This window comes from Pseudomonas sp. 3JA, from assembly GCF_036961705.1.
Taxonomy (GTDB): Bacteria; Pseudomonadota; Gammaproteobacteria; order Pseudomonadales; family Pseudomonadaceae; genus Aquipseudomonas; species Aquipseudomonas fluorescens_Q.
In genome coordinates, this window is sequence record NZ_JBAMDJ010000037.1 from 24,985 (window position 1) to 50,474 (window position 25,490).

Below are 25,490 nucleotides of genomic sequence, written 5' to 3' on the forward strand. Positions count from 1 at the left end.
ATGACATGAGCGTATTGAATTTCCCCCGTATCTACCTCAACGGCCATATGTTCTGGAACCCGCCAACGGCCAACAACAACGACGTGTATCCGCTGTATGACGCGGTAAACGCGGACATCAACTGGCCGTTCATGAGCCACTTCGACATCAACGTCAAGAACGCCCCCACCCTACTGATGCCCTGGGCCATCAAGCCCCTGACAATGGCGGAGCTGCCGCCCTATATGCTGCAGGTACCGACCAATGCCAACCCGAAAACCTACCCATACATGCCCGCCGAATGGGATCTGTTTGGCGACAATGCCTGCGGCACGGTGAGCTACAAAGGGACTCGCTCAACGATCATTGGCGGCGAGCTGCAGGCCGACACCTACATCACCCAGGATGCGCTGGTTGGCAGGGACTACCAATTGCTCGGCAATCCCTTTGGCAGCAACGCTCCGACTGCCGCGCGCTTCGTGGACGTCAGCCCGTGGCAGAACACCTTCACCGCGTTGTATTTCGACAAGCTGATGCTGGGGGATGCCACGTGTGGCCTGACCCTCAATCGCCAGTATCGGATGATGGATCGCTTCCTCAATTTCAATTGGGGCGCCTTCGGTGGCCTGGTGTATGTCACCACCACCTGGCAGACCTGCTTTCCCCAGGAGAACCTGGAATGGGTCATCGGCGATTCGGCGCTGCTGAGTAACCTGCAGCAGCAGATGAAGCTGCAAGGGGCGAAGGGCCTGATGTTCAGGTTCTCCACCTACCTGACCTGCTACGACAGGAACGGTGTTTTCAACGACTTCCCGTACGTCAACACCCGTTCCAATGCCCCCTCGGATACGGCTCGTCTGCAAGCGATGTATCAGAAGGGCCTGGACAACGTTTCCGGTATTTTCTTCAACCCCGCCTACAGCCGCACCGCCGCGACCCTGGGCCTCTGGTTCGCCGACGAATACCCGACCGCCCCCGCCGGCCTGCGCCTGGTGCCCGCGCAGGCCGTATCTGTTGTTCAACCCAGTGGAACGCCCCAAAACGCCACACTGGGCGTGACTTCGGTGCAGATTACCGGCAACACCCTGTCGCTGGATCTGGCCAACACGTTCCCGTTCTATCCGGTAGAGCCCAATGCCCCCATCCTGACCGCCGAAAAATTCCAGGCCGGCGACTATCAACTGGGTGTACGCGAGGGTGATCAATTCACGCCGGTAGTGGACTTCGGTTTCGACCGGTATAACCAGGCAGCCTTCGACAAACGCTCCGGCCTGCAGGACTTCACGCTCAGCGACGCGGACCTGACGAAACTACAACCAGGTCATCCATTGGAGCTGCGACTCAAAGCTACGGCCGCCCCGACACCCGTGATCGCCGCCACCCAGCAAACCTGGACCGCCGAAGTGGTGGAGAGCGGCAGTTTCATTGACGTGGGTGACCATAAGACACTGACCATCATGGTGCAGAAAAATGGTCAGCCGGCGGCCAATACCACGCTGTGGGTGGCGGAATATGGCAACCCCTACATGGTGACCACCAGCGACTACTACCTGGCCTCCAGCAACGCGGCCAATTTCACGCTGTTCTTCGACCACCCAGACGACCCCAACCTGAACAAGGCCAATCTGCCGAACTTCAATAATGCGCCGCCCGTACAAAACTATCTGGCCAAAGGCAGCGGCCGCCGACTGACCGCGCTGCAGAATACGGATCAGTCCAGTGGAAACCCGATCGGTTATCAGCAATTCCTGCAGGGCGACGGCAAACCGGTCACGATCGACTTGCACCCTTGCCTGGCATTCGATGCCGGTGTCTACGCCACCGGAACCCTGAGCGACGACGTCCACGCCACTGCGGTGGATTACTCTTATGTCACCACTACCACCGACGCCAACGGCATCGCCCAGGTGAGCTTCAGGGCTATCGCCCCCGGCTTCCCGACCTTGCGTTTTTTCGTCAAGGATGGCGACAGCGATCCGGTCATCCCCTTCAGCTTCCCGCTGCCCCAAGCCTACATCGACTTCCTCGCCCCGCTCCGCGTCCTACCCTTGGACGTGCAACTGCAACAGGACTTCATCAACTACTGGAACACCGTCTACCAGGATCAGAACGCCGCAACGCAGCTGTGGGAGGGTTTCCTCTACCCACGCATCCTGCAGACCTTCTATTACCTGTACCCCATCATGAACAAGTACATGCCGCTCAACTCCCAGGCGCGCGTCGAAGGCGCCATCGACCAGTTGATTGTGCTGATCAGCAAGCCCTACCAGGAAGAAAGCACGCTCGCGATGCCCATCACCCGTGACATGTCCCAGAGCCGCCGTGCGGTATTGGAGCTGTGGGCCCAGAAACTGGTGAAGCGCAACTATCCGCCACAACAACTCAAGATGAGCGATTACGACAACCTCTGAGCTTGTGTGGGAGCCGAGCTTGCTCGCGATGAAGGCACCTCGGTCTTTCGAATGACCGCGTTATCGTTCATTGCGAGCAAGCTTTGCTCCCACAGGCTCCCACAGTGTCACCCGGTACTTTTCAAAGGAATGACCTATGAAAACCAGTATCTTGACCCGCCTATTGCTGTTGATCCTGCTGTTCAGCCCACCACTGTTCGCCCAGGACAGCGGTGCCGTCTACTTCACCATGGGCGTGCATAACACCGAAGGGTGCAACGAACAGAACGGCAACTGCATCGCCAAGCGTGTCCCGGGCGAGCCTTCCGATCCGTTTTTCCCGGCGTTCTGGATCAGCGATTGGACCATGTACCGGGTGATGCACAACTACGAAAAGAACCCGCCGCCCTACAGCAATCCCCCTTCCACCCTGACCCCGGCGGACTACACCGTCTCTCGCGGGACCAGCTATTACGACACGGCCTATATTCCGGCCGATGGCGACGGCTTCGGGGCGATGATGGAGCACTATGAGAAGTACTGCCTACCGATCTTCCCGATCAAGAACAACAACTACACCTGCTCCTTCGTGTCCCTGGGCAACAAGGCATACTTCCTGACCTACCCGCAGGATCGCCCCAAGGACATGCCGGCCTGCTGCATGTTCTCGCCGATGAATCATCCGCCGCGGCAAGACTTCATCCAGCACCTGCCCTACAGCGCCGAGCGCAGCAAGAACCTGGACGGTAGCGTGCAAGCCTACGCGCTGGACCTTCAATCGCCGCAGGGTCCGATCCTGTTCGGTTATGCCTTCTACAAAAAGATGTCGGGGCAACCACCCTACCGGCAGCCTCAATCATTCTTTTTCTCCGGTGACACCAGTGTCGCCAATGCCCCCATCGTCAGCCAGAACTACACCAACTTCCGCATCGCCAAACCGGACCCTGCCCAGACCTGGGCGCAGGTGGCTGCGATGTGCCCGGCGAATCCACCGCCCTGCCAGTTGTTCGAGCCACCGGCTTCACAGAGCAACGGGCAAAAGGCGCAGTGGAACAAGCTCATGCAGCGCAAACCCTGACCAATGACGAAGGATCGCCATGAACACTTCACTCCGTTTCACCCTGGTACTACTGGGTCTGGCCAGTCTTCCGGCCCTGGCCCTGGAGCAATCCCAGGAACAAACCATGCCACGGACGCAGGCCTCGAACCTGAATTGCCAGCCCCCCAGCACGGCGCCAGCGGCCAACGCCAGCCAGGACCTGTTCGATCAATACAGCTGGCAGTTGTTCATCGCCGTGAACTGGCCCGCCCAGGCGGGGCAGCGCGGTGATCCCGACTGCAGCAAACAACCGGGAGACCCTGGCTACACCGTCTGGCAGACCTACAAGACCGTGGAAGAAACCTTCCTGCCACGGGGGGCCGATCCAGGCCCCTGGAACACCCCGCAGCTTGCCAAGAGCCTGGGCATCATCAACATCGCCGCGCTGAAGAACAGCTCCCAGGTGAATGCCGTCGACCAGGCCGTCGGCGGCTGGCTGATCGACCAGGCCGGCAACCCGACCTACTACGACATCTCGGCCAACGAGACCTCCTACAACTACATCGTCGCCAACCAGTTCTATAACGCCGATGTGGTTTCCAAAGCCAACAACATCAACTTTCCCTATGGGGTCATCGAGGTCAAATCGAGCTGGCGCATCCTCACCCCCCATGACAATGCCAGCCGCTACCTGACCATGCTTGCGCGCGTGGCCACGTTCGACGACCAAGGCCAGCGCACCGGCGTCACCGAGGCCTACCTGGGCCTGGTGGGGCTGCACGTCATCACCAAGGTGAACGGCTATCCGCAGTGGATCTGGTCGACCTTCGAGCAGATCGACAACGTTCCGCCCAAAACACTGGTGAACGGTGTATGGGTCGACCAGCCGACCTCCGGCACGGCCTATTCCTACTTCAACCCCAGCGCCCCGGCAGCCACGCTCAACCAGTCGCCCTGCGACTGGCAGACCCAGGGCGCGCACCTGGTCTGCGTGCCCAAGCCTGGCACCACCTTCCAGACCCCGAACCCGTTGAACCGGTACACCCCGATCGCCGAGATCACCAACGAGGTCAACGCCCGTTACCGCAGCGACCCGGACCTGCAACGCAGCGTGCTGAAGTACTACCAACTCATCACCACCCAGCGCCCGCTGATGCCGGACAACCCCAGTAATCCACTGGGCCAGCCGACCCCCGCCCTTTCGGCCAACGTGACCATGGAAAGCTACATCCAGCCCAACAGCAGTTGCATGAATTGCCACTCCATGGCGACACCGGTCAAGAGCCCCTACAAATCCGACTACTCCTACCTGTTCAAATTCGCCAATTCGCCTGTCGGCAAAACCATCAAGGACGAGGAATAACTCATGAGCATCCTGAACGGACCACGGCTGAATTTCTGGGGCGGTATCCGCACGGACGTCAGCCTGCCGAACAACTCCCCGACCATTCCCTACGACGGCAACGACGACTGGCCGCTCTTCGACCTGACCACTTCGACCCTGGCACCGAGCGCCGAGTCCTACACCGACGACCAGTTGAACAACATGATCAATGCCCCCACCGGCAACTACTACACCGCCGGGGGCTGGAATCACTATGGGCAGCATGTCGTCGACATGCAGAACGCCCTGATCAGCTCCCAGGGCATCCCCGGCAGCATCAACACCACCGGCGACCTGGTGGGCCAGCCCGTCTACCTGCTCGGTTCGGTGGACCCGGTGACCGGCCAGGGGCCCGTTTCCGGACCGATGATGGTGGACCTGGACCCCACCTCCTCAACGACCACCCAAATCTTCGTCGGCGGCCTGCAAATCGGTGGCAACGACAACATCCAATTGCTGATCCGCAGCAACACCGTGTGCAGCAGTTTCGACGTGGCGGGACGTGTGCTGCTGCCGGCAAAAATGGATGCGCCGGGCTCTTTCCACGCCAGCGGCACGTTTCAACTGACCTTCCCCTTGAGCAGCATTGTCAGTTGGAACCAGAACAGCAGCGGCCTGCGCTCGATCATCCAGGCACCGGGGGCGACGGGCATCGTCCTGCGTTTCGTCATGTTCGAAATGTGCCCCACGATGACCACCGAACAACTGGACGCCGACTATGCCGCCGGCCGGTACACGCCCAACCCGAGCATCGGCAGGGTCATCGGCACACTGGCCCCGGCCTTCGCCGACGAGCCGCTGAACTGCCAGCCGGGCCGGCAACTGGTCAACCAGAGTACCGGCAATGCCGGCTATGCCGACCTGGACAACACCGGTTACCTGAGCATCGACATGGTGAACGTCATTCCGAAGGAAACCTTCCGGGCCGTCAGGGACGATATCACCAGCCCGATCGGCCCCAACGCCAATTACGGGACCGTGACCATCAGCGCCGGCTCCACCACCCTGACGACCCTGGAGCCGACCAGCCGCTTTTTATTCGATTACTACGTGTATGGCGGCATCGTCGACCTGCCCCTGACCGCCGACCAGCTACAGGCAGTACGGACCTCTGCCTTGGCGATCAACGCACCGGGCAAGGTCGCCGGCACCACATTGCAGGCCACCGAGTCGACCTATCGGATCTATGCCGACCAGCGCAACGTCTACCTGGAGGACTACCCCAACGGCCTGTCGATCACCCTTCAGGTCAGGTACCTGGGCGGGGCGGTGCCCAGCACCACCGAAATCGGTCTGCAGGCGGCGGCCCCCGCGGTCTATGATCAACCGCAATACTGGGACTTCCTCGACTTCCCTGATTCGTTGACCGTCGACAGTGGCCAGCTTTCCGTCAGTTTCCCGGTCACCCTCAAGCCGGGCAGCGCCGCTCAAGCGGGTTTCGTCGCCCTGACCTGCACGGCCAATGGCCTCGACAGCAGTGCCTACTTCACCAACTTTCGCAAATACGCCCAGACCGACTTCGGCATTCCCCAGGGCACCACCATCACCTGGCCGCTGATGTACCCCAACGTGCTGCGCTTTCACTACCTGGCCTTCCCCGCCATGTCGCGCTATATCCCGCTGAATCAGCCCGACGCCGTCATGGGCGCCAAGAACCCCATCCTCGCCCGCACCTCGGACGCCTACAAAGGCACCACGCTGTTCATGCCCGTGGTGCGCTCGATGTCGCCCTGCCAACGGGCGTTGCTGCGGGCCTATCTCACCGGTGAACCGTGGCAGCCGCCGCAATGACCGTATCCCCTGCTCATTCACGGAGAAAGCCTATGCCCGTTCCCCTTCAGATCCCCGCGCACCCCGGGGAAAACCTTCGTCCCAGCACCCTGGTCGCCGAGGACCTGCTGAACCCTCGCGGCCTCTGCCTGCAAGCCGATGGCAGCCTGCTGCTGACCGAAGCAGGCTCGGGGTTGCCCGACCAACCCTTCAGCGGCCGTATCAGTCGACTGCGACCGGATCCGCAGCGGCCCGGCACCTACCTGCCCCGCGAAACATTGGCGCATGGCTTTCGCGCCATGAACATGCAGGCGCGCATGCTGCGTGATGAAATCATGGGGGTGTCGGACATCGCCTGCGGTGACGGACGCTGCCTGGTCAGCCAGACGGATTATGTCGCCGGTTCCAAACTGCTGGACCTGCAATTCACACCGCCCGAGCCGGTGTTCCATAGCCGTGGCAACCTGAATGCGCTGTGCTACCACCCGACCCGCCACAGTTGGCTGGCCGTCAAGCCCGATACTAATCAGTTGGTGGAGTTCGTCACAGGCCAGGAAGAGCGCGTGCTGGCCCAACTGCCCGAACTGGATCAAGGCCAGGAAGCCGTTCCCGTGACCCTGGTGTACGAACCGGCGACAGACGCCGTGCTGATCAGCCTGTTCTCGGGCGAACTGCACGGCGACCCGAGCCGCAAGGGCATCGACTTTGCCGAGAAGGCCGGCCAGGTGATCCGGGTCTGGCCGGACAGCGCCAGGATCGACATCCTGATTCGCGGCCTGCAACTGCCCACCGGGCTGGCGCTGCGCCCCAACGGCCAACTGCTGGTGCTGGAGCTCTGCGAGCGCCTGCAACAACCGCTGCTTCCCGACTGGAACGGCGAACCCCTGCATGGCGGCTTTACCCGGTTCAGTGGGCGGCTGCTGAGCTGCGACTTGCAAACCGCCCAGGTCACGGTGCTCGCCCGCGACCTGGACACCCCTTCCAACCTGTGCCTGTTACCGGACGCGGTACTGGTCAGCGAAGGCATGGGGCTAGTCGGGCGGCCACTGCCTACGCCAGATGGAAGCGTGGTGCCGTTAAACGGCAGGCTTCGTCGGGTGCAACTCTGAACAAGCACTCAAGACAAAGGCAAAAAAAACGGTGCTTACCCTAATGCCAGTCAGTTAAGGATCACACGGGTTTGAGGCTTAACTGATCGGCATCAGGCGCCAGGGCCGCTTTTGTGGCGAGGGAGCTTGCTCCCGCTGGACTGCGCAGCAGGCCCAAGGCTGGCGACACCATTGAATCTGGCATTACCGGGATTCAGGTTTTAGGGCCGCTTCGCGCCCCAGCGGGAGCAAGCTCCCTCGCCACAGGGGGCTGTGGCGCTGCAACTGATTTTTTACCAGCCGCTACCAAGTGTTTGTATCCGGGTTGATTCATTCAGATAAATGAAGCACCCGGGCTAATGCCAGTCAGTTAAAGGATCACATGACACAAAACCTGTGGGAGCAAAGCTTGCTCCCACAGTTTGAGGCTTAACTGATCGGCATTAGCGCTTACCCTTTCATGGGATAAGCGCCGTTTTTCTTGACTCAGCCAGCAGTGACCGTCATGCCACCATCCGCCATGACCACCGAACCGACGATAAAGCTGGCACGGTCCGACGCAAGGAACGCAACCACCTCGGCAATTTCTTCCGGCTGTGCGGCTCGGCCAATAGGCGCAGCTTCACCATGCTGGGCAAGGAACGCCGGGCCGTCCTCGACCACGTCATTAAGGATGTTGGTGACCACATCGCCAACGCCGACCGCATTGACGCGAATACCATCCTCGATGACTTCCAGCGCCAGGGTCCGCGTCAGTTGTGCCAGGGCACCCTTGGAGGCGGTATAGGCGGCAATGGTCGGGAAGGCAAAATAGGACGCGTAGGACGCTATGTTGACGATGGCCCCCGACTTGTTCGGCATCATCGCCTTGACCGCTTCGCGTGAATGCAGGAAGGCCGCGGTGGCGTTGACCGCCTGGATGCGCTCCCAGTCCTGGCGCGTCATGTCGATCACCCGCTTGTTGATGATGATCCCGGCATTGTTGACCAGGATGTCCAGCCGGCCGAACTGCTCGACGGCCAGGCCGACGGCGCGCTCGGCAGCGCCATCCTCGGTGATGTCGGCCTCCAGCGGCACCAGCCCGGGACGGGCCAGCTCATGGACGGCGGGGTTGATGTCTTCCGCGACCACCTTGGCGCCGCGGGCGTGCAGCAACAACGCGATGGCCTTGCCGATGCCACTGGCGGCTCCGGTGACCAGTGCAACCTTGCCTTCGACTTCCTGGGGAATGCTGTGTTGGATATCGGTCATGATCGCTCTCCTGCGTGAGCGGGCCGACGAGACATTCGCCGGCCCGGCGCCCGTGGGCGCTGTCGTTATCGACGGCTTCACTTTCTCGCAACGGCGACTGCCGGGCTTTCGCAGGCTTGCTGGGACTGTCGGGGTTTTGCGCGAATCTGCCCACACAGGCTCAATCCCATTGCCGGTGGCATAGGCCGAAACTCCCACCCCGCCTGGGAGTATCAGCCGATACGCAATAACGCCGGGCTTGCCCATAGTTGCGGTCATAAGGTCAACGGTCAGACCTCGATGACCGCATGCTCTGGAGAAAGTCATGACTATTCGCGAGCAAGACTCAGCACTGCTGAGCGATCCGGCCTCGCCATTCACTGCAACCGCCAGCACCGATCTGGGGGTCGTAGCAACCGGCGTCGACGTAACGCTGGATGAAACCGCCAATTTGCAGAACGGCACCGCCACGCCGAGCCCTGCAACAGACGCGGATGATAACGACATTCTGGTCGCCTCCCTCCCCACGGCCTTCGCCAGTCGCCTGACCGCGCTTGGCACAGGGACCGCGACGGGAGCCGCCTTGAGCGGGTATACCGGCGCCGTGGGCGACACCGGCAGCGATGCGTTCACGGTCAACGCCGCGCCTGGAGCAAGCATTACCAATATCAGCTTCGTCGGCAGCACCGGTGCGCCGCTCGACGGGGTGGACAGCGGGCTGGATACACTCAATGGCACCAGCATCCTGCTCTACACGGACACCAACGACAATATCGTCCTCGGCCGGGCCGGCGGCCCAGCCGGCGCAATCGTCTTTGCCGCCTACATTGAAGAAACCGCCACCGGCGGCAAGATCTGGACCGTGCTCTACGAACCGCTCCAGCAACCCGTCAATACCAACCCCGACGATGCCGTCAACCTGCTGGACAAAGTCTTCATCGGCGCGAGCCAGGACCTTGAGTTCAGCCTGGCCAACGCCCCCTCCGGCCAGAACCTTTTCCTGATGTTCACCACGGCGAACCCGACGACGACGCTGGTCGACGGTGTCCTGCGGATCAACGAGCCCACCATCATCGCCACCGGCAAGGACCCCGCCGACCAATCCAGCGGCGCCAATATCACCACGGGCGATACGATCAACACCAGCCAGGCCGGTGGGCCCACGACCTTCGGTACCAATAACCAGATGATCGTGGAACAGGAAGGCATCCGTTTCACCTTTGTCACCGGTGCCAGGCAGGATGTGACCATTCCCAATCTGGACCAGACCGAAGCGGACCTGGAATCCAACATCGACTTTACCGACGTCTTCAATACGAAGATGGCCAACTTCGATGTCGTGCAGTTGCAGGCCGGCAAGACCGCCGTGGTAAAAATCAGCGCGTTCAGCACCGCGGCTGAATCCGGGGTGAATTTCATCAACGGCTATACCGGTGACACCCCGGTTGCGATCAGCAACGTGCGGGTCACCAACATCAGCACCGGCGCCGTCATCGAGAACTCGGACGGCTCGGCCAATGATGCGGGCATCGTCATCAGCTTCGCTTCCGGCGTTGCCACCATCACCGGCGTCAAGGCCGGCTACCAGATCGAATACACCACCACGTCAGATCACAACCGTGTGCTCATCGAAAACGGCGCGGCCCTCGATGCCAAGGGCACCGACCACGCCGACTTTGACATCGGTGGTTTCACCCTGGTCCAGGCGTCCACTGCGAAGACCGAGATCGGCTCCAAGATGATTTTCGAAGACGACGGGCCGAGCATCAGCACCACCGGCACCGAGCCAACCCTGACGGTGGACGAGACGCTACTGGGCACCAACGCTACGCAGAACTTCGCCGCCAACTTCACCTCCGCCTACGGCGCCGACGGTGCCGGTACACTGACTTATGCGCTGGGCGTGGTTGCGGGTGCTTCCGGGCTCACCGACACGGCCACGGGCGAGGAGGTCAACCTCTCGCTCAACGGCGCGGTTGTGGAGGGACGCACGGCCAGCACTAACCTGTTGGTGTTCACCGTCAGCGTGGCCGCCAATGGTGATGTCACGCTCGACCAGATCCGGGCCGTGGTGCACCCCGACACCACCAATCCCGATGACGCCAAGAGCCTGACCTCGGACAACCTGGTCACGCTGACCGCGACCAAAACCGACAAGGACGGTGACAGCGTCCAGGCGACGCTGAACATCGGCCAGAACCTGGTGTTCGAAGATGACGGGCCGAGCATCAGCACCACCGGCACCGAACCAACGCTGACGGTGGACGAAACGCTACTGGGCACCAACGCCACGCAGAACTTCGCCGCCAACTTCACCTCCGCCTACGGCGCCGACGATGCCGGTACGTTGACCTATGCACTGGGCGTGGTGGCCGGCGCTTCCGGGCTGACCGACACGGCCACGGGTGAAGCGGTCAATCTGTCGCTCAACGGCGCGGTTGTGGAGGGACGCACGGCCAGCACCAACCTGTTGGTGTTCACCGTCAGCGTGGCCACTAATGGCGATGTCACGCTCGACCAGATGCGGGCCGTGGTGCACCCCGACACCACCAATCCCGATGACGCCAAGAGCCTGACCTCGGACAACCTGGTCACGCTGACCGCGACCAAAACCGACAAGGACGGTGACAGCGTCCAGGCGACGCTCAACATCGGCCAGAACCTGGTGTTCGAAGATGACGGGCCGAGCATCAGCACCACCGGCACCGAGCCAACGCTGACGGTGGACGAAACGCTACTGGGCACCAACGCCACGCAGAACTTCGCCGCCAACTTCACCTCCGCCTACGGCGCCGACGATGCCGGTACGTTGACCTATGCACTGGGCGTGGTGGCCGGCGCTTCCGGGCTGACCGACACGGCCACGGGTGAAGCGGTCAATTTGTCGCTCAACGGCACAACGGTAGAAGGCCGCACGGCCAGCACCAACCTGCTGGTATTCACGGTCAGCGTGGCCGCCAATGGCGATGTCACGCTCGACCAGATCCGGGCGCTGGTGCATCCCGACGCCACCAATCCCGATGACGCCAAGAGCCTGACGGACAACCTGGTCACGCTGATCGCGACCAAGACCGACAAGGACGGCGACAGCGCCTCAGCGACGCTCAACATCGGACAGAACCTGGTGTTCGAGGACGACGGCCCTTCGGTCGCGTTCGGCAACCTGATCGGCACCGGCAGCGTGCTTGCGCAATACGGATTCTGGGAGAAATCGGCGGGGGCCGACGGGCTGGGAGCCGCGGGCCTGGACATCGCGCTGGTCAATGGCCAGTTCACCCTGGTCAGGCCCGACGACACGACCACGACCGGGACCGGCACGCTCGTCGAGCAAGCACCCTCGCCGGATGCCAATGGCGCGTACCATTTCGCCGGGACGTTGACCGGTGACTTCGACAACAACGCCGCCACCGCCGATACCAGCGTCGACTACACGCTGACCGCCTATGCCAATGGCAGTTATGCATTGGACCTGGTGCAAGGCTTCAGCTCGACCATCGTACGTAGCAGTGCCGACGGTTCGCTCGACGCCGGTGGCCCGGATCCGGTGCGCACCTTGTTGATCCCTGAGACGAACAATCCGACCATTCCTTCGGCATCCGAAGAAATCGTGTTCTTCTCCGCGAAGGCACTGGCCTCCACCACGGATATCCTGACCGGCATTGGACTCGGAGCCCCCGACCCCACCGAGGCGGCCCTGCAAACCACGCCACTGCCGTCCTACATCGACCCGACGGCCATGAACGTCAGCACCTCCGGCATCGGCGTCGGCAACAACCTGCTGCAAGGGGACAACCTGGCGGCAATCGGCGCGGCCGATGAAAGCTTCGTCATCAACCCGGAGAGCCTGGTAACAGGCATGAAAATCTTCATCGACAACTCGGTGGCCGGCTACAACACCGCGACCGAGGATTTGTACTTCCGGATCTATTATGAAGACGGCACGTTTTCCAATCTCACCGAGGTCAACACCTTGACGCCCGAAGCAGGTGGCCAGGTGTCCTTCGAAATCGAGCGCGAGGGCACGGCGATGATTGATGCCGTCCAGCTCACAATGGGCCGTGGCGCGATCAAGATTCCGGTCATCCAGTTCATCCAGGAAACCGAGAACCTGGCCAGCGATGTGCAACTCTCGTTCAACGCAACGCTGACGGACAAGGACGGCGATACCGCGACCAGTGCGTTCGACGCCAACCTGTTCGCCAACAACGCAGCCGATGCACTCTTCGACTACACGCTGGTGGGCACGGGCGGCGAGCGTGATGCCTTCAACGTCGATCTGACATTCACCGAGAACCAGTACCAGGTCACGGGCTTTGATGTAAGCCAAAACCTGCGGGACACGCTGGTGCTCAATGGTGACCAGAGCGCCGTTGTCCAATCGATCGATAACGCCGGCGCGGACAGCATCGTGACGGTCGCCGAGTCTGGCGGGCAAATTACGACCATTACGTTGGTGGGCGTGGACCTGCAGAGCAGCGACGTTGTCTTTGGCAACGCCTGAAGCATCGCGTGCGTGAAAGATGCGAGGATGGCCTGGAAACCATCCTCGCATCACTTTTCATACCTTCCCTGATCATGACAAAACCAGCTCCCCCCTTTGACGGCAGGCATCGAGTCTTACAGACAAATACCCAGTAACAAGGAGCGCCAGTCCTGAGGCTACGTCGTCTTGCGCCTTTGCCTACAACTAAGCCAGAATCCGCCCGCTTGTGCGCCTTGGGGCCGGGCTCTATCGTTTCCTGGTCGCTGACGAATCAGCGGTCGGGTTTAGCGACCCGAACCATAGGCACATAAGCAACCATGCTTCATTGCGGGATCTAACCGCAATTACGTCATGGCGGCTGTATGTAGGAGACCTTCGGGTCTGCCGGGTGCCTATGTCCGGTTCGCTAACCTGCGTGCAGTCGCCACCATTCTGTTTAGCGACAGGTCTTGGCGGCTCCCATTCCCCATAGGAGCGTCATCATGTTCAAAGCCACACCCAATCCACCGGAATCAGACCCCACCTCTTCCTACTCAAGCCTCGATCCGGAAAAATTCCACGAAGCCACCGAGCGGGCGCTCGATTATTACTTGAAGCCGGAACAGGCCACACCCAAGAAAGGCCGGCCAACGCCCCAGCTCTTCACCGTTGTCGATGACATCGACACTGAAAGCCTGCTCGCCAACCTCAGCGAAAACCTGGCCTCAGCAACGCCATGATCAGCGACCTGGCATTCGATCTTGAGGGTTCTCGCCGGCATGTTGCGATGGGTATCCAGCAAGTGATTGAAGTGAGTGAGCTGCTGGCGAATCGGGCGCTGGATATCGCCGATCCACGTTAACAACTCGCCCCAAATCGAAAGGGTTGGCGGGCACTTGTAGACGCCTCGACTACAAGGCCGCCAACTCGCTCCCACAGATCGGTCAATCCAACTCCACCCAAGTGGACTCCGGCGGCTCTTCGCTGTTGGTAAGCCCATGCTTGAGTGCATACATCAACAGGTCGATGCGGTTGATAAGATCAAGCTTCTGATAGATGTTACTGAGGTGATTGTGCACCGTGTGCTCGCTGATACCCAGGCGCTCAGCGATGCTGATGTATTTGGCAGACGGGTCCCCCACGATGGCACGAATCAATTCCTTCTCGCGCAGCGTCAACCGAGCCTGTTTCGCCTGCTCCAGATTGCATTGTGGGGTTGCATGGCCGATGGCGGCATAGCCGGAAAGCCCACCGGCCCAGGCCCTATCCATTCCGATATCGCGATGGTGCACCTTGACGATGGCCTGGATGATCGACTCCGTCGGGTCTTCGGCCAACACGATACCGCGTGCGCCCGCCTCTATCGCCTGGGCAACAGGAACGGCCTCATACAAACCCTTGAGCACGAGCACTTTCATCTGCGCGCTGCGGGTCAGCCCGGCAACCACTTCCAGAGGGTTCAGTGCGTCGGGAAAGAAACTGAAGAAAATCACGTTGGGTCGCAACTGATCGGCAAGGTCCAGTGCATGGGTATAGGTCGAAGCCTGACCGCTCACTTCCATCTGCGGCTTTCTGGCGTTGATCAAGTCATGAAGCCCCCGGAGGACAAGGGGACGACAATCGACCAACATCACGCGGATGGGTGCTCTATGATCCGGTCTCATAGCGCTACCCCCCTCGCAAGGCAAGCCAGGATGTCCGCTGGATGTTCTGATGGGGGTAGTGTGCATTTCAAGAAGTCGGGAGAAACCATCGAGACAACCTGAATAGGAATAATTATCAACAGCTTACACATGATAATGTGCCCCTTTCGAGCTCGTAGGCTGAGTCTAGGCCAGCCCAGCGCGCCACAGGCGGCCCATCAGCCAGCCGTCGGCCGAGGCTTGGCGCCGACCCGTCTGCCCACACTTCCCGAAAGTGAAAAAAACACTCGCTAAATCAGCTCGTTAAGCCAGGAGCAAGGCATTGGCAGCCTGTATGAGGCCGAGAGACAATCGTCAATTAATCGACGAGCGGCATGCACTTACACATCTCAATAAACATGACGTCAATATACCGTCAAAAACCTGCTCCGAATCAGCCAACGGTGTGCTGCATGGGCCTATCCCGATCAACGAAAGTCCTGGCCAACGCTGCCAGAACTCAGCCAGCCATTCACATTCTCGATACCCTCGGCCGGTGGTTTTCCCGCCCAGCGGTTCAGGATCAGCACGTTGCTGAGAAAGTCGTATTGGGTCTTTAGCAAGTCGCGCCGAGCGCGGAACTCATTGCGTACACTGGCCAGGACATCGACGGAATTGACCATCCCGTAGCTCAGCGCTTTCTCGGCAGCCACCCTCGATAACTGTGCCGATTCCAATGCCAGCCGGTTCGCACCGATTTTTTCGCCATTGGAATTGGCGGTCAGGTAGGCGTTGGTGATCTCCTTGACCACCCGGCGCCGGGTCGCCTCCAACTGTTGCTCGGCAACCACTTGATCCTCGTAGAGTCCACGGACCCGCGCCGAGGTCGAGCCACCGCTGTACAGCGGCACCTGGAGACCTATCCCGGCGACATAACTGTCGGTGCGGGGGGCCAGGGAGTTGTTGTAACCCTCATTGGTCTGTTGGGCACTCAGGTTCAGGCTCAGCGTCGGATAGTGCCCCCCCTTGCCGCTGCGCAACGCTGCCCCCGCCGCTTCGACGCCGCTTTCGTTGGCCTTGAGCGCCGGGTTGAGTGCCATGCCATCGCGAACCCAGGTCTCCAGGCTGTTTGCCGAGACTTGCAACTGAAGGTCTTCACGAATCCGGTTGAGGCGCTCCTTGACCGGCCGGCCAACGATCTCCGCCAGTGCCTCGCGACTGAGGCTGACCTGGTTGCGAGCGTCCAGTTCCTGGGCCGTGAGCAGATCCACCCGGGCCTTGAGATCGAGTTGATCGGTGATCAATGCCAGTTGCTTTTCGTACAACGCATTGATCCGGTCCAGGCTCCTCTGGGTGGTTCGACGCTCTGCCCGCACCAACTCCAATTCATCCTCGGCCGCCAGCGCGGTGAAGTAACGCTGGGCCAGCTCCACCGAGGCTTCGGCCTGGGTTTCCAGGGCCTGGGATTCGGACTGCCGAGCCAGGCTCTTGAACTTCTGATAGTTCTCCCACGCAGCTTTGTTGTAGAGGTACTGACGCAGCACCAGGCCGTAGCTTTCGCTATCGAAACTGCGCTGCACCAGGTCGCTTTCCTGGTGAATCCGGTTCGACCCGGCGCTGAACGACAACTGCGGCAAGAGCGCGCCCATGGCCTCGCGCTGATGCTCCTGGCCCGCCTTCGCTTGCGCATAGGACGCCACGATCTGCGGATCCTCCAGCCGTGCCTCGCGATAAAGCTGCATGAGGTCGGTGGAAAACGTCGAGGCGTTGACCCCGGCGGGCGTTGCAGCCTCGGTTTGTGCCAGGACCGCACCCGCGGCGAGCATCAATACACTGCCTAGCAGAGCTGCCGACGCAACCATGGTCATTCCTCGATCATCGATTGAGAAAGGGCATTGCGAGCCGGCTGCATCAGATACTGCAACAACGTGCGTTGCCCGGTGATAATCAAAACGTCCGCCGGCATGCCCGGCAATAATTTGCGCTCACCCAAGGTGCGCGCACCCGCCTCGGTTACCCGCACCCGAGCCAGGTAATAGGCCGTCCCCGTCTTTTCGTTGGTCATCCGGTCTGCCGACACGCTGCTGACCTCGCCTTCGATCACCGGCGTGGTGGCGCTATTGAATGCGCCGAAACGGATATCGGCACGCTTGCCGATGGCGATGCGATCGATATCCACCGGTGCCACCTGGGCCTCGATGACCAGGTCGGACACCGAGGGCACGATATCGAGCAGTGGCGTCGCCGGACGCACGATCCCGCCAATGGTGTGCACCGACATGTCGATCACCATGCCCGCCTCGGGCGCCCGGATGACGATACGAGAGAGCCGGTCTTCCAGCGCCGAGGTTTTCTCCTTCAGGTCGTAGATCCGGGTCTGGACCTCGGCCAGTTGCTTGACGACGTCAGCATTGAAATCCTTGTCGACCTGCAGGATCTGCAGTTGTGTTTCGTTGATCTGCAGGCGCGTCCGGTCAATGGTGGAGCGGTGATCGGCGACCTCTGAACGCAACAGCCCCAACTTGCGCTCCTGTTCGAGCAGGCGCTGCTTGTCAACGAACCCCTGTTTGAGAAGGTCGGCCAACTCATCGATTTCACCGCTGTAGGATTTCTCCAGATGAACCTTGGAACCGACCATCGATTCCAGCCCCTTGATCTGCTGGCGGAACTGGCCAACGCGCTCGCGCAGCACCGCGATCTGGCCCAGTCGTGAACCTTGTCGAGCGCTGAATACCCGGGTCTCGCCCTGGCGCGCCTCCATGCCCCGCACACTGTCGGGATCGGCGATGTCACCAAAACCGATCATCGGTAAACTGTCGCGCTCGGCGATAAGCCTCGCCTCCATGGCCCTGGCCGCGATCAGTTGGCCGCGAGCCATCTCGTACTCGAAGCGCAACTGGGCGTCATCGAGAATGATCAGCGGATCGTCACGCTTGACGATGTCGCCATCGTGGGCAAGCAGTGCTTTGACGATGCCGCCTTCAAGGTGCTGGACGGTTTTTCGATAAGCCTGCACGGTGACCACGCCTGGCGCATACGCGGCGCCGTCGAGGGGCGCGATGGCCGCCCAGGTGCCGAACACGCCGAAGATCACGCCGATGATGACAACGCCCAGGCGACGAATCTTGTGATCGGATGTCGGCAGGTCGGCGAAGCTCTCAATTTGACGACTGGGCACCATGGGATTCATTGGAATCACCCTTGCCGGTATCGACCGAAGCCGTGCCGGTGCTTGCGGGCACGGCTGGCATCTGTGCCTGCTGTCGCTGCGCGTTAAGTTCGGCCAGGACATGCTCGCGTGGCCCGTAGAGACTGATAATCCCAGCGTTCATCACCATGAGCCGATCAAGCTGCGACACGATGTTGGTCCGATGGGTAATGACAAACAGCGTCGCGCCGGTCTGCCTGAGCTGCTGGATCGCTGCCGCCAGGGCGCGGTCACCGACGTCATCAAGATTGGAATTGGGCTCGTCGAGAACGATCAGCCGTGGACTGCCATACAGTGCCCGGGCCAGTCCGATGCGCTGGCGCTGCCCTGCCGAAAGCATGAGGCCCTCGCTACCGATGACAGTGTCGTAACCATCGGGAAACTGCAGGATCATCTCGTGAACACCCGCGATCCTGGCCGCCTGGATCACCTTCACCGAATCGACTCCGGCGAAGCGAGCGATGTTTTCGCCGAGGGTGCCTTCGAACAATTCAATGTCCTGGGGCAAGTAACCGATATAGGGCCCAAGCTCATGCTTGTCCCAAGTGCTGATGTCGGCGCCATCGAGCCGAACCACCCCGTGCTGCGCCGCCCAGACACCCAGCAGCGCCCTGGCCAGGGTCGACTTCCCCGCCGCACTGGGACCGATGACGCCCACCATGCAGCCGGCAGGCGCGCTGAAACTGATGTTCTTGAGGATCGGCACCCTGGACCCGGGGGCCGCGACAATCAGGTTCTCGACCTGGACATGCCCCTGGGGCGCCGGCAAGGACATGCGCTCGGGTTGGGCCTGCTGTTTATCGAGGATGTCGTTCAAACGGCTGTATTGAGAACGAGCGGCGATAAATCCCTTCCAACTGCCGATGATCAAGTCGATGGGGGCCAGCGCCCGCCCCAGTAACACAGACCCGGCGAACACCAGGCCGGCCCCTACCTGATGGTCCACGGCCAGGTACGCCCCCAGCCCCAGCACCAGCGATTGCACAAGGATGCGAAAGGTACGCGACAGCGTGCTGATGATCGCCCCGCTGTCGCTCGCCGCCGATTGCAACAACAGCACGTTGCGTTGACGCCGTCCCCAACGATCCATCAGGGTCTCAAGCATGCCCATGGATTCGATCACTTCGGCGTTGCGCAGGCTCTTGGTGGTGTAGAGCGTCGCGCCAATGTGCTCCTTGTTGGCCTGGGCCAGTACCGGCCCCGTCAATCGTTCGTTGACGAAGGCGAGCACGAGCAACAACAGCGCGCTGCCCGTCGCGACCCAGCCAAACCAGGGATGAAACAGGAACATCACCGCGATATAGATCGGCAACCAGGGCGCATCGAAAAACGCGAACAAGCCGTTACCCGAAAGGAACTGCCGCAAGCCGGTCAAGTCATTGAGCGACTGGGCCGAGGCATCCATGCCGCCACTTTCCAGGGCACGTTTGAAACTGGCCCTATAGACCTGGCGACTGAGCAGCACATCCAGCCGGGTGCTGACCCGAACCATGACACGCGAACGGATCCATTCCAGCGAACCGAGGGTCACCAGCAATGCGGTCATGATCAGCGTCAGCATGGTCAGGGTCGTCAGACTTCCGCTGGTGATCACTCGCCCATAGACCTGGAGCATGTAAAACGTGGGTACGAGCATCAGCGCATTAATGAAAAAGCTGAAAAACCCGACAGAGATGAAGCTGTCCCGGCAGGCTTTCAGTGCCTTTTTCAGGCTGTTTTCAGGTGCGCTTCGCATTGAAACCCCCTGCTCGGGTAACCCTCCTCTGGAGCTTAGATCATGCCTGACAACGGCGTGTAGCAATTGCCCAGATTGTTTGTGAGGGCATATCCAACACCGCCGATTGATACGACTTCAAATTGGCGAGACAGCCGGGCCCGGTCGTACAAAACACTGTTCCGTGACGGGTCGCCCCCATTGCTGTCCTTCTTGCTCCAGTTCCAACTTGAAACCGAAATCCTCGTACAGCTTGCGGGCAGCTTCGAGCCCCTGGAACGTCCAGAGGCTCGTTGAACTGAAGCCCCACTCGTCACAGAACTTCATCGCTTCAGCCAACAGGCGTCTGCCGGCGCCCTTGCCTCGTGCCGAATCATCCAGGATGAAGCAACGCAGTACCGCACTGCCGCCCTCTCCTTCTCCGTCGATGGCAATCGAACCGACCACGCGTTCGCCATCCAGGGCCGACCAGACCTCATTGCGCGGGTTGTGCAAACGCCCCATCAGTTGCGCCATGTCCGATGCCACCAGGCTTTCGAACAACTGGCCGAAGTTCGAATGCCTGGAGTAATAGTCCGCATGCATTTGCACAATGCGGCCAATCACGCCTGGACGATAGCCCCGGGCAATCTCCAACGGCGCCGGCGCAGGCGGCTCTGTACCGAGTCGATGAGCGTGCAGCGCAACGGCATAGCTGGCAATCCCCGCGCTCACGATCTGACACTGCTCGCTGGATAAGTGAGACATGGCCGCGACAACCTGTTGGGTGGCGAACGCATCGATGGCTCGAAGGGTCTTTTGCCCCTGCGTGGTGAGCCGCAGTCGCTTGGCTCGGGCATCCTGTTCATGGGCAATTTCTTCAATCTCACCGGCCTCGACGAGCTTGCGAACCATCCGGCTTACGCTGGATTTTTCCAAGCCAAGCAGCTCGACAAGCTCACCCGCCGTCAGGGATTGGCGATGGCCGAGTTCGACTATTGTGTGCACCGACGACGGCGGATAACCCGTCGCAGCCAGCGTGGCGTGCATGAACCCCAGCTCCCGCACCATGAGACGCGACGCCGAACGGATTTTTTCAATCAGGTCTGGTGGGCACTGGTTCACGGGGGACCTCGGACGCAACGAGCCATTAGTTGTATTGCACAACTAAAGACCCATCCATGCGTCCAGTCAAACCTTGCGGTGCATCCCGGATAACTTCAAGACCTTCCAGGCCCAATGGCATTGCCGCCCTGCTCTACAGATTGCTGGGCCAATCAACGATAACGCCAGGGACTTATAGAGGCTCTGCGGTCTGGATGAGCGAGTTCAGCACCAGCTTGATTTCAACAGCTGGGTCTTTATGCCCTTGCAATATCAGGCCTTCCGCCAGGGCGGTGAAGGTCTTGGCAAGCGCGGCGTAGGCCAGCGGCGGCTTCTTGCCGGCATGATTGAATATGATGGTAATCAGCTTGCCCAAGGCCTCGCTGTTTTCCTCATGCAAGTCGTAGTAATGCGGCGAGAATTCTTCATCGCGCAAGGCGATCAATTGCAACTCGGCATCGAGGATCGCACAGCGGGTATTGTTCTTCAGCGTATCGATATAGGCATTCAAGCCGTGGCTCAACTGTTCCGCCGAATATCCCGATGCCAGGGTCGTACTCAGTCGCTCGATCTCAACTCGCTTGAAGCGTTGAGTCAATTGCAGCAGCAAGTCCGATTTACTTGAGAAATTTGAGAAAAAGGCGCCTTTGGAAAAGCCCGCCTCTTCGGCGATAACGTTGACGCTGGCGGCATGAAAGCCCTTGCGGATCATCAGCTCAGTGGCTGTGTCGAACAATTTGTCTCTTGTTACTTGCTGGCTCTCTTCTCGACCTAGTCTCTTTTTAATCACGCCCTCGGCTCCTTTGGCCAAACAAGATAGCTATGTGTGACTGAATGCAACGAATCGATTACTCACTGTACGGAACCCGTTTTCGCCATCATATCTTATACGCGCCTTGTTCAATCATTTACATTTTAACTTTCAAAAAATGCCATGTATGTGCCATGTAGTTGGAACAGCCGCAAAGGCACCCTAGATGGGGCTACAGGCCCCAGTTTTTGCCGGATAGGCGTGACTCACAGTCTTCGTTTCGCGCCCCTTGATGAGCCCTTGCCGTCCCTTTGAGCGGCTCAAACCGGATATTTTCCTGCCCTCGAGCATGCACCGGAACCTGAAAAAACGCGCACGAAGCCCAATGCAGAGCCATCAGCTCGTCAATTCGACGAAATACCACTTGATTTTCAGATACCGAATGGTTTTTACTTGCGCCGTTGGTGGAGCCCAACGCCTGATCAGCGCATCGAGTCAGTGACACCGCTCTCGATGCAATGCCAGGTCACCTCACAGGAGCGGGATTTTAATGGAATATGCCTTCGTTACAGGCGCTACTGGCCTGCTCGGGAATAATGTCGTTCGTGCGCTGTTAAAGCGGAACATCAAAGTAAAAGCGTTGGTTCGTTCCGTAGAGAAAGCCAGGAAACAGTTCGGCAACCTGCCTGTGGAGTTCGTCGAAGGCGACATGCTTAATGTCGAGGCCTTCGCCCATGCCCTGCAAGGCTGTGACGCCCTGTTTCATACGGCGGCCTATTTCCGCGACAGTTACAAAGGCGGGAAACATTGGCAAAAACTGTATGACACCAATGTGACCGGCACCGAGCGCTTGTTGCAAGCCGCTTATGACGCCGGTATCCGTCGTGCGGTCCACACCTCTTCCATTGCCGTATTGAAGGGCAATCGGGATCAAGTGATCGATGAAACCATGTCTCGCAGTGAATTGGAGGCTGACGATTATTACTTGAGCAAAATATTGTCCGAACAGAAGGTCCAGCAATTCCTGGCGCAGCACCCGGACATGTTTATCGCCATGGTCCTGCCAGGGTGGATGTTCGGCCCCGGCGATATCGGCCCTACTTCCTCAGGACAGTTCCTGCTCGACTTTGTCGGACAGAAATTGCCCGGTGTACTCCCCGGAAGCTTTTCCGTTGTCGATGCCCGGGATGTGGCCGAGCATCAAATCGCGGCCATCACCCGTGGCAGGTCTGGAGAGCGCTACCTGGCCGCCGGCAATCACATGGACATGAAGAGCATTTTCCAGGCGCTGTCCAGCGTCAGTGGCATAAAAGCCCCAGAGCGAAAAGTGCCTCTGTTCATGCTGCGAATCATCGCGCTTATCTATGAAGGTTACTACCGGATCACAAAAAAACCGGTGCTCATCAGTACCTCCACGGTCAAGCTCATGGAGCAAGAACAAGGCCGCACTCATTTCAGCCATAACAAAAGCTCAAGAGAATTGGAGTGCAAGTTCCGCCCTGTTGCTGAAACCCTGACCGATACCCTGGATTGGTATCGGAATAACAACTACACAGATGCTTAATTGAAACAATTCATATATAGCCTGCCTCTGTAGTACTTTTTTTGACTAGCCATACATCCAAGGATTGAGAGAGGTTGGTAAATGAAAAGCCTTTCATATAAAGAAGGTTTTCTGCATCGCTTTGTCGGTTTTTCGGAATCGTTTCCCGAGCAAGTTGCTATTCGGCATCTGGACACGGAAGAAGATACCGTTACTTACCGCGAGTTGCACATCAAGGCTGAACAATGCAATGGCGCTCTTACAGCGCTTGGTGTATTGCCTGGCGACAAAGTAGCGCTGGTGCTGCCCAATGGGGTGGCATTCATCGCTTACTACTTGGCGATCATCGGGCGAGGCGCCATTCCGGTCATCCTCAACTACAAGTTGACCCCTTTCGAAATGGCCAGTGTCGTCAGCCTCGCCAGGCCGACGCTCGTGGTCACGACCGAAACGCTATGGGTGCAACACAGTGAGGTGTTCCAGGCTGACAACGGTGTCAGGCACTCCCTGGTGCTGGACGGTGGGAGCGAACCGTCATCGTCCCTGCCCGCCAACGCAACGGCCATCTCTCAACTGCCTTGCCAGGTCGAACCCTTGTTGTTGCCCGAGGGTAATCCGGTCGTCTCGGTCCAATTCACCTATCGAGGCATCGGCAGGCCCCTGGCTGTTTCTCACCGATATCTCGACCTGACGCAATCGAGCGACGGGCTGCATGAGCACTTTCATCTGCAAGGCGTCGGCTCCGTTCATCTGGTGACGTTGCCACTGTATGCCATCTTCGGCCTGTCCGTGATGATGGTGTTTCCCTTGAGCGTGGGCGCCACCCTGCTGATGACCAACACCCTGCTCAACCGAGACCTCGCTGAAGTCCTGTCCGAGCATCAGGTCACCTTTGCCTGCCTGGTGCCCGATGTCATTCGCTACTTCAATACGCGCCTGGCCAAACGCAAAGGCGCGCTCCTGCCGTTGCACCCGCAGTTGATGATTTACTCGGGGGGCAGCCACCTGCCGGCCGATGAAGCCGAGAAGCTGGGGAAGTTGCTGGGGTGCAATCCGGTGCTGCAAGGCTATGGCTTGACCGAAAGCATGCCCGTAATCGTCCAGAGCTCGATTGGTGCGGTCCACCGTGGCGCCATGGGCCAGCCGATCAGCGGTGTGGAACTGCGCATCGTCGATGCCCAGGGCCAAGACGTAGCGCCGGGGCGTATCGGCGAATTGCTGATACGTGGCGCGATGGTGATCGACGGCTATAACGATGCCGAGGACACCAATGCGCGGTTCTTCCGCGATGGCTGGTTCCACAGCGGTGACCTGGTCTGGCAGGACGACGATGGCCATGTGTTTTTCTATTGCCAGCGCCTGCGAATCTCGAAGATCAAGGCGCAGATGGTCGACCTGGTGGAAATCGAATCCGTCGCCCTCAAGCACCCCGGCGTGGTGCGCGCCAAGGCCTATATCGTCCCGGACCACAAGGAAGTCAACGTGCTGCACCTGTGCGTCGAAGGGACTGGCGAGCTGAGCCAGAACGCACTGTCCACCCTGCTTTCGCGCTACCTATCGGGCTTCAAGCTGCCCAAGACCATCGAGATTACTTCTCTCAAGGAAGAGGCACATGCACGCTAACAGCACACAACCGGTCCTGGCCGTTTTCGACTTCGACGGCACATTGACCGACCGGCACACGTTCTGGCGCTACATGCGCTTTATCGTGGGCACCCGCTCGTTCTGGCTGCGGATCATTCCCCTGCTGCCCAAGATGCTCAGCGTGATCGTCGGCATCACCCCGCTGATGCAAGCACGGCTGGCGTTCATCGCCTGCTACCTGGGCGGCCTGTCGGTGGAGCAAGAACGCGAACATGCCAAGTATTTCATCAGCGAGCTGCTGCCGCTCTGGCTCAGGCCCGAGGCGCTGCGGCGGCTGCAATGGCATCAGTCCATGGGGCACGTCACCGCGCTGGTGAGCAATTCGCCGGAAAACTACCTGATCCCCTGGGGCCAGGCCGCGGGTTTTGACTATGTGTGCGGCACCCGCCTGGCAACGGCAAAGAACAAGCTGACCGGCGGGATATCCGGTACCAACTGTGTAGAGCGAGAGAAAGTCACGCGGCTCAAGGGCTGCTTGAGCAACCTTGATGATTTTTACATTTATGCCTACGGCGACTCATCGGGCGACGACGCCCTGCTCGGCATTGCCAACTCTCCCTTCTACAGAAACTGGTACTGATCG

At 59.9% G+C, this 25,490-nt stretch carries 16 protein-coding genes and 1 pseudogene; 10 read left to right on the forward strand and 7 right to left on the reverse strand.

Annotation, left to right across the window (positions count from 1 at the left end):
• Positions 1–5: 5 nt before the first annotated feature.
• From V7773_RS23980 to V7773_RS24000, 5 genes are all read left to right on the forward strand, one after another.
• Positions 6–2,390 (forward strand): hypothetical protein, encoded by a 2,385-nt coding sequence (locus V7773_RS23980; RefSeq protein ID WP_336075560.1) that lies wholly within the window; start codon positions 6–8, stop codon positions 2,388–2,390.
• Positions 2,391–2,526: 136 nt separating this feature from the next.
• On the forward strand, positions 2,527–3,447 hold the full coding sequence (locus tag V7773_RS23985; RefSeq protein ID WP_336075562.1) for a hypothetical protein: 921 nt from the start codon (positions 2,527–2,529) through the stop codon (positions 3,445–3,447).
• Positions 3,448–3,466: 19 nt separating this feature from the next.
• Positions 3,467–4,771: a hypothetical protein gene (locus V7773_RS23990; RefSeq protein ID WP_336075564.1), complete on the forward strand. Its 1,305-nt coding sequence runs from the start codon at positions 3,467–3,469 to the stop codon at positions 4,769–4,771.
• A 3-nt stretch (positions 4,772–4,774) separates the two neighbouring features.
• On the forward strand, positions 4,775–6,583 hold the full coding sequence (locus V7773_RS23995) for a hypothetical protein (protein WP_336075566.1): 1,809 nt from the start codon (positions 4,775–4,777) through the stop codon (positions 6,581–6,583).
• Between the two features lie 32 nt (positions 6,584–6,615).
• On the forward strand, positions 6,616–7,671 hold the full coding sequence (locus tag V7773_RS24000) for a hypothetical protein (protein WP_336075568.1): 1,056 nt from the start codon (positions 6,616–6,618) through the stop codon (positions 7,669–7,671).
• Positions 7,672–8,136: 465 nt separating this feature from the next.
• Here V7773_RS24000 and V7773_RS24005 read toward each other — a convergent pair whose 3' ends face one another.
• Positions 8,137–8,901, reverse strand: coding sequence for an SDR family NAD(P)-dependent oxidoreductase (locus tag V7773_RS24005; protein WP_092221877.1), 765 nt, complete (start codon positions 8,899–8,901; stop codon positions 8,137–8,139).
• Positions 8,902–9,205: 304 nt separating this feature from the next.
• Between V7773_RS24005 and V7773_RS24010 the strand changes: the two genes are divergently transcribed.
• The gene (locus V7773_RS24010) at positions 9,206–13,381 is read left to right on the forward strand and encodes a DUF5801 repeats-in-toxin domain-containing protein (protein ID WP_336075570.1); all 4,176 of its coding nucleotides are present in this window, start codon (positions 9,206–9,208) and stop codon (positions 13,379–13,381) included.
• 464 nt (positions 13,382–13,845) lie between these two features.
• A pseudogene (locus V7773_RS24015) lies at positions 13,846–14,204 on the forward strand (DUF6124 family protein).
• Between the two features lie 82 nt (positions 14,205–14,286).
• On the opposite strand, the gene V7773_RS24020 reads toward V7773_RS24015, so the two are convergent.
• The 6 genes from V7773_RS24020 to V7773_RS24045 form a co-directional block, all read right to left on the reverse strand.
• The gene (locus V7773_RS24020; protein WP_063321613.1) at positions 14,287–15,006 is read right to left on the reverse strand and encodes a response regulator transcription factor; all 720 of its coding nucleotides are present in this window, start codon (positions 15,004–15,006) and stop codon (positions 14,287–14,289) included.
• Positions 15,007–15,452: 446 nt separating this feature from the next.
• Complete coding sequence (locus V7773_RS24025; RefSeq protein ID WP_063321614.1) at positions 15,453–16,826, reverse strand: TolC family outer membrane protein; 1,374 nt, start codon at positions 16,824–16,826, stop codon at positions 15,453–15,455.
• Between the two features lie 2 nt (positions 16,827–16,828).
• Complete coding sequence (locus V7773_RS24030; RefSeq protein WP_170867279.1) at positions 16,829–18,154, reverse strand: HlyD family type I secretion periplasmic adaptor subunit; 1,326 nt, start codon at positions 18,152–18,154, stop codon at positions 16,829–16,831.
• Positions 18,123–19,907 (reverse strand): type I secretion system permease/ATPase, encoded by a 1,785-nt coding sequence (locus V7773_RS24035; RefSeq protein WP_092221869.1) that lies wholly within the window; start codon positions 19,905–19,907, stop codon positions 18,123–18,125. The genes V7773_RS24030 and V7773_RS24035 overlap by 32 nt, the downstream gene beginning before the upstream one ends.
• Positions 19,908–20,024: 117 nt before the next feature.
• The gene (locus V7773_RS24040) at positions 20,025–20,936 is read right to left on the reverse strand and encodes a bifunctional helix-turn-helix transcriptional regulator/GNAT family N-acetyltransferase (RefSeq protein WP_336075593.1); all 912 of its coding nucleotides are present in this window, start codon (positions 20,934–20,936) and stop codon (positions 20,025–20,027) included.
• 226 nt (positions 20,937–21,162) lie between these two features.
• Positions 21,163–21,759, reverse strand: a complete 597-nt coding sequence (locus V7773_RS24045) for a TetR/AcrR family transcriptional regulator (protein WP_063321617.1) — start codon at positions 21,757–21,759, stop codon at positions 21,163–21,165.
• Positions 21,760–22,270: 511 nt separating this feature from the next.
• On the opposite strand from V7773_RS24045, the gene V7773_RS24050 reads away from it, so the two are divergent.
• The 3 genes from V7773_RS24050 (at position 22,271) to V7773_RS24060 (ending at position 25,487) form a co-directional block, all read left to right on the forward strand.
• Positions 22,271–23,284, forward strand: coding sequence for an SDR family oxidoreductase (locus V7773_RS24050; protein ID WP_063321618.1), 1,014 nt, complete (start codon positions 22,271–22,273; stop codon positions 23,282–23,284).
• Positions 23,285–23,365: 81 nt separating this feature from the next.
• Positions 23,366–24,886: a class I adenylate-forming enzyme family protein gene (locus tag V7773_RS24055; RefSeq protein ID WP_336075572.1), complete on the forward strand. Its 1,521-nt coding sequence runs from the start codon at positions 23,366–23,368 to the stop codon at positions 24,884–24,886.
• Positions 24,876–25,487 (forward strand): HAD-IB family hydrolase, encoded by a 612-nt coding sequence (locus tag V7773_RS24060; RefSeq protein ID WP_003201018.1) that lies wholly within the window; start codon positions 24,876–24,878, stop codon positions 25,485–25,487. Before V7773_RS24055 ends, V7773_RS24060 begins: the two co-directional genes overlap by 11 nt.
• Positions 25,488–25,490: the final 3 nt, after the last annotated feature.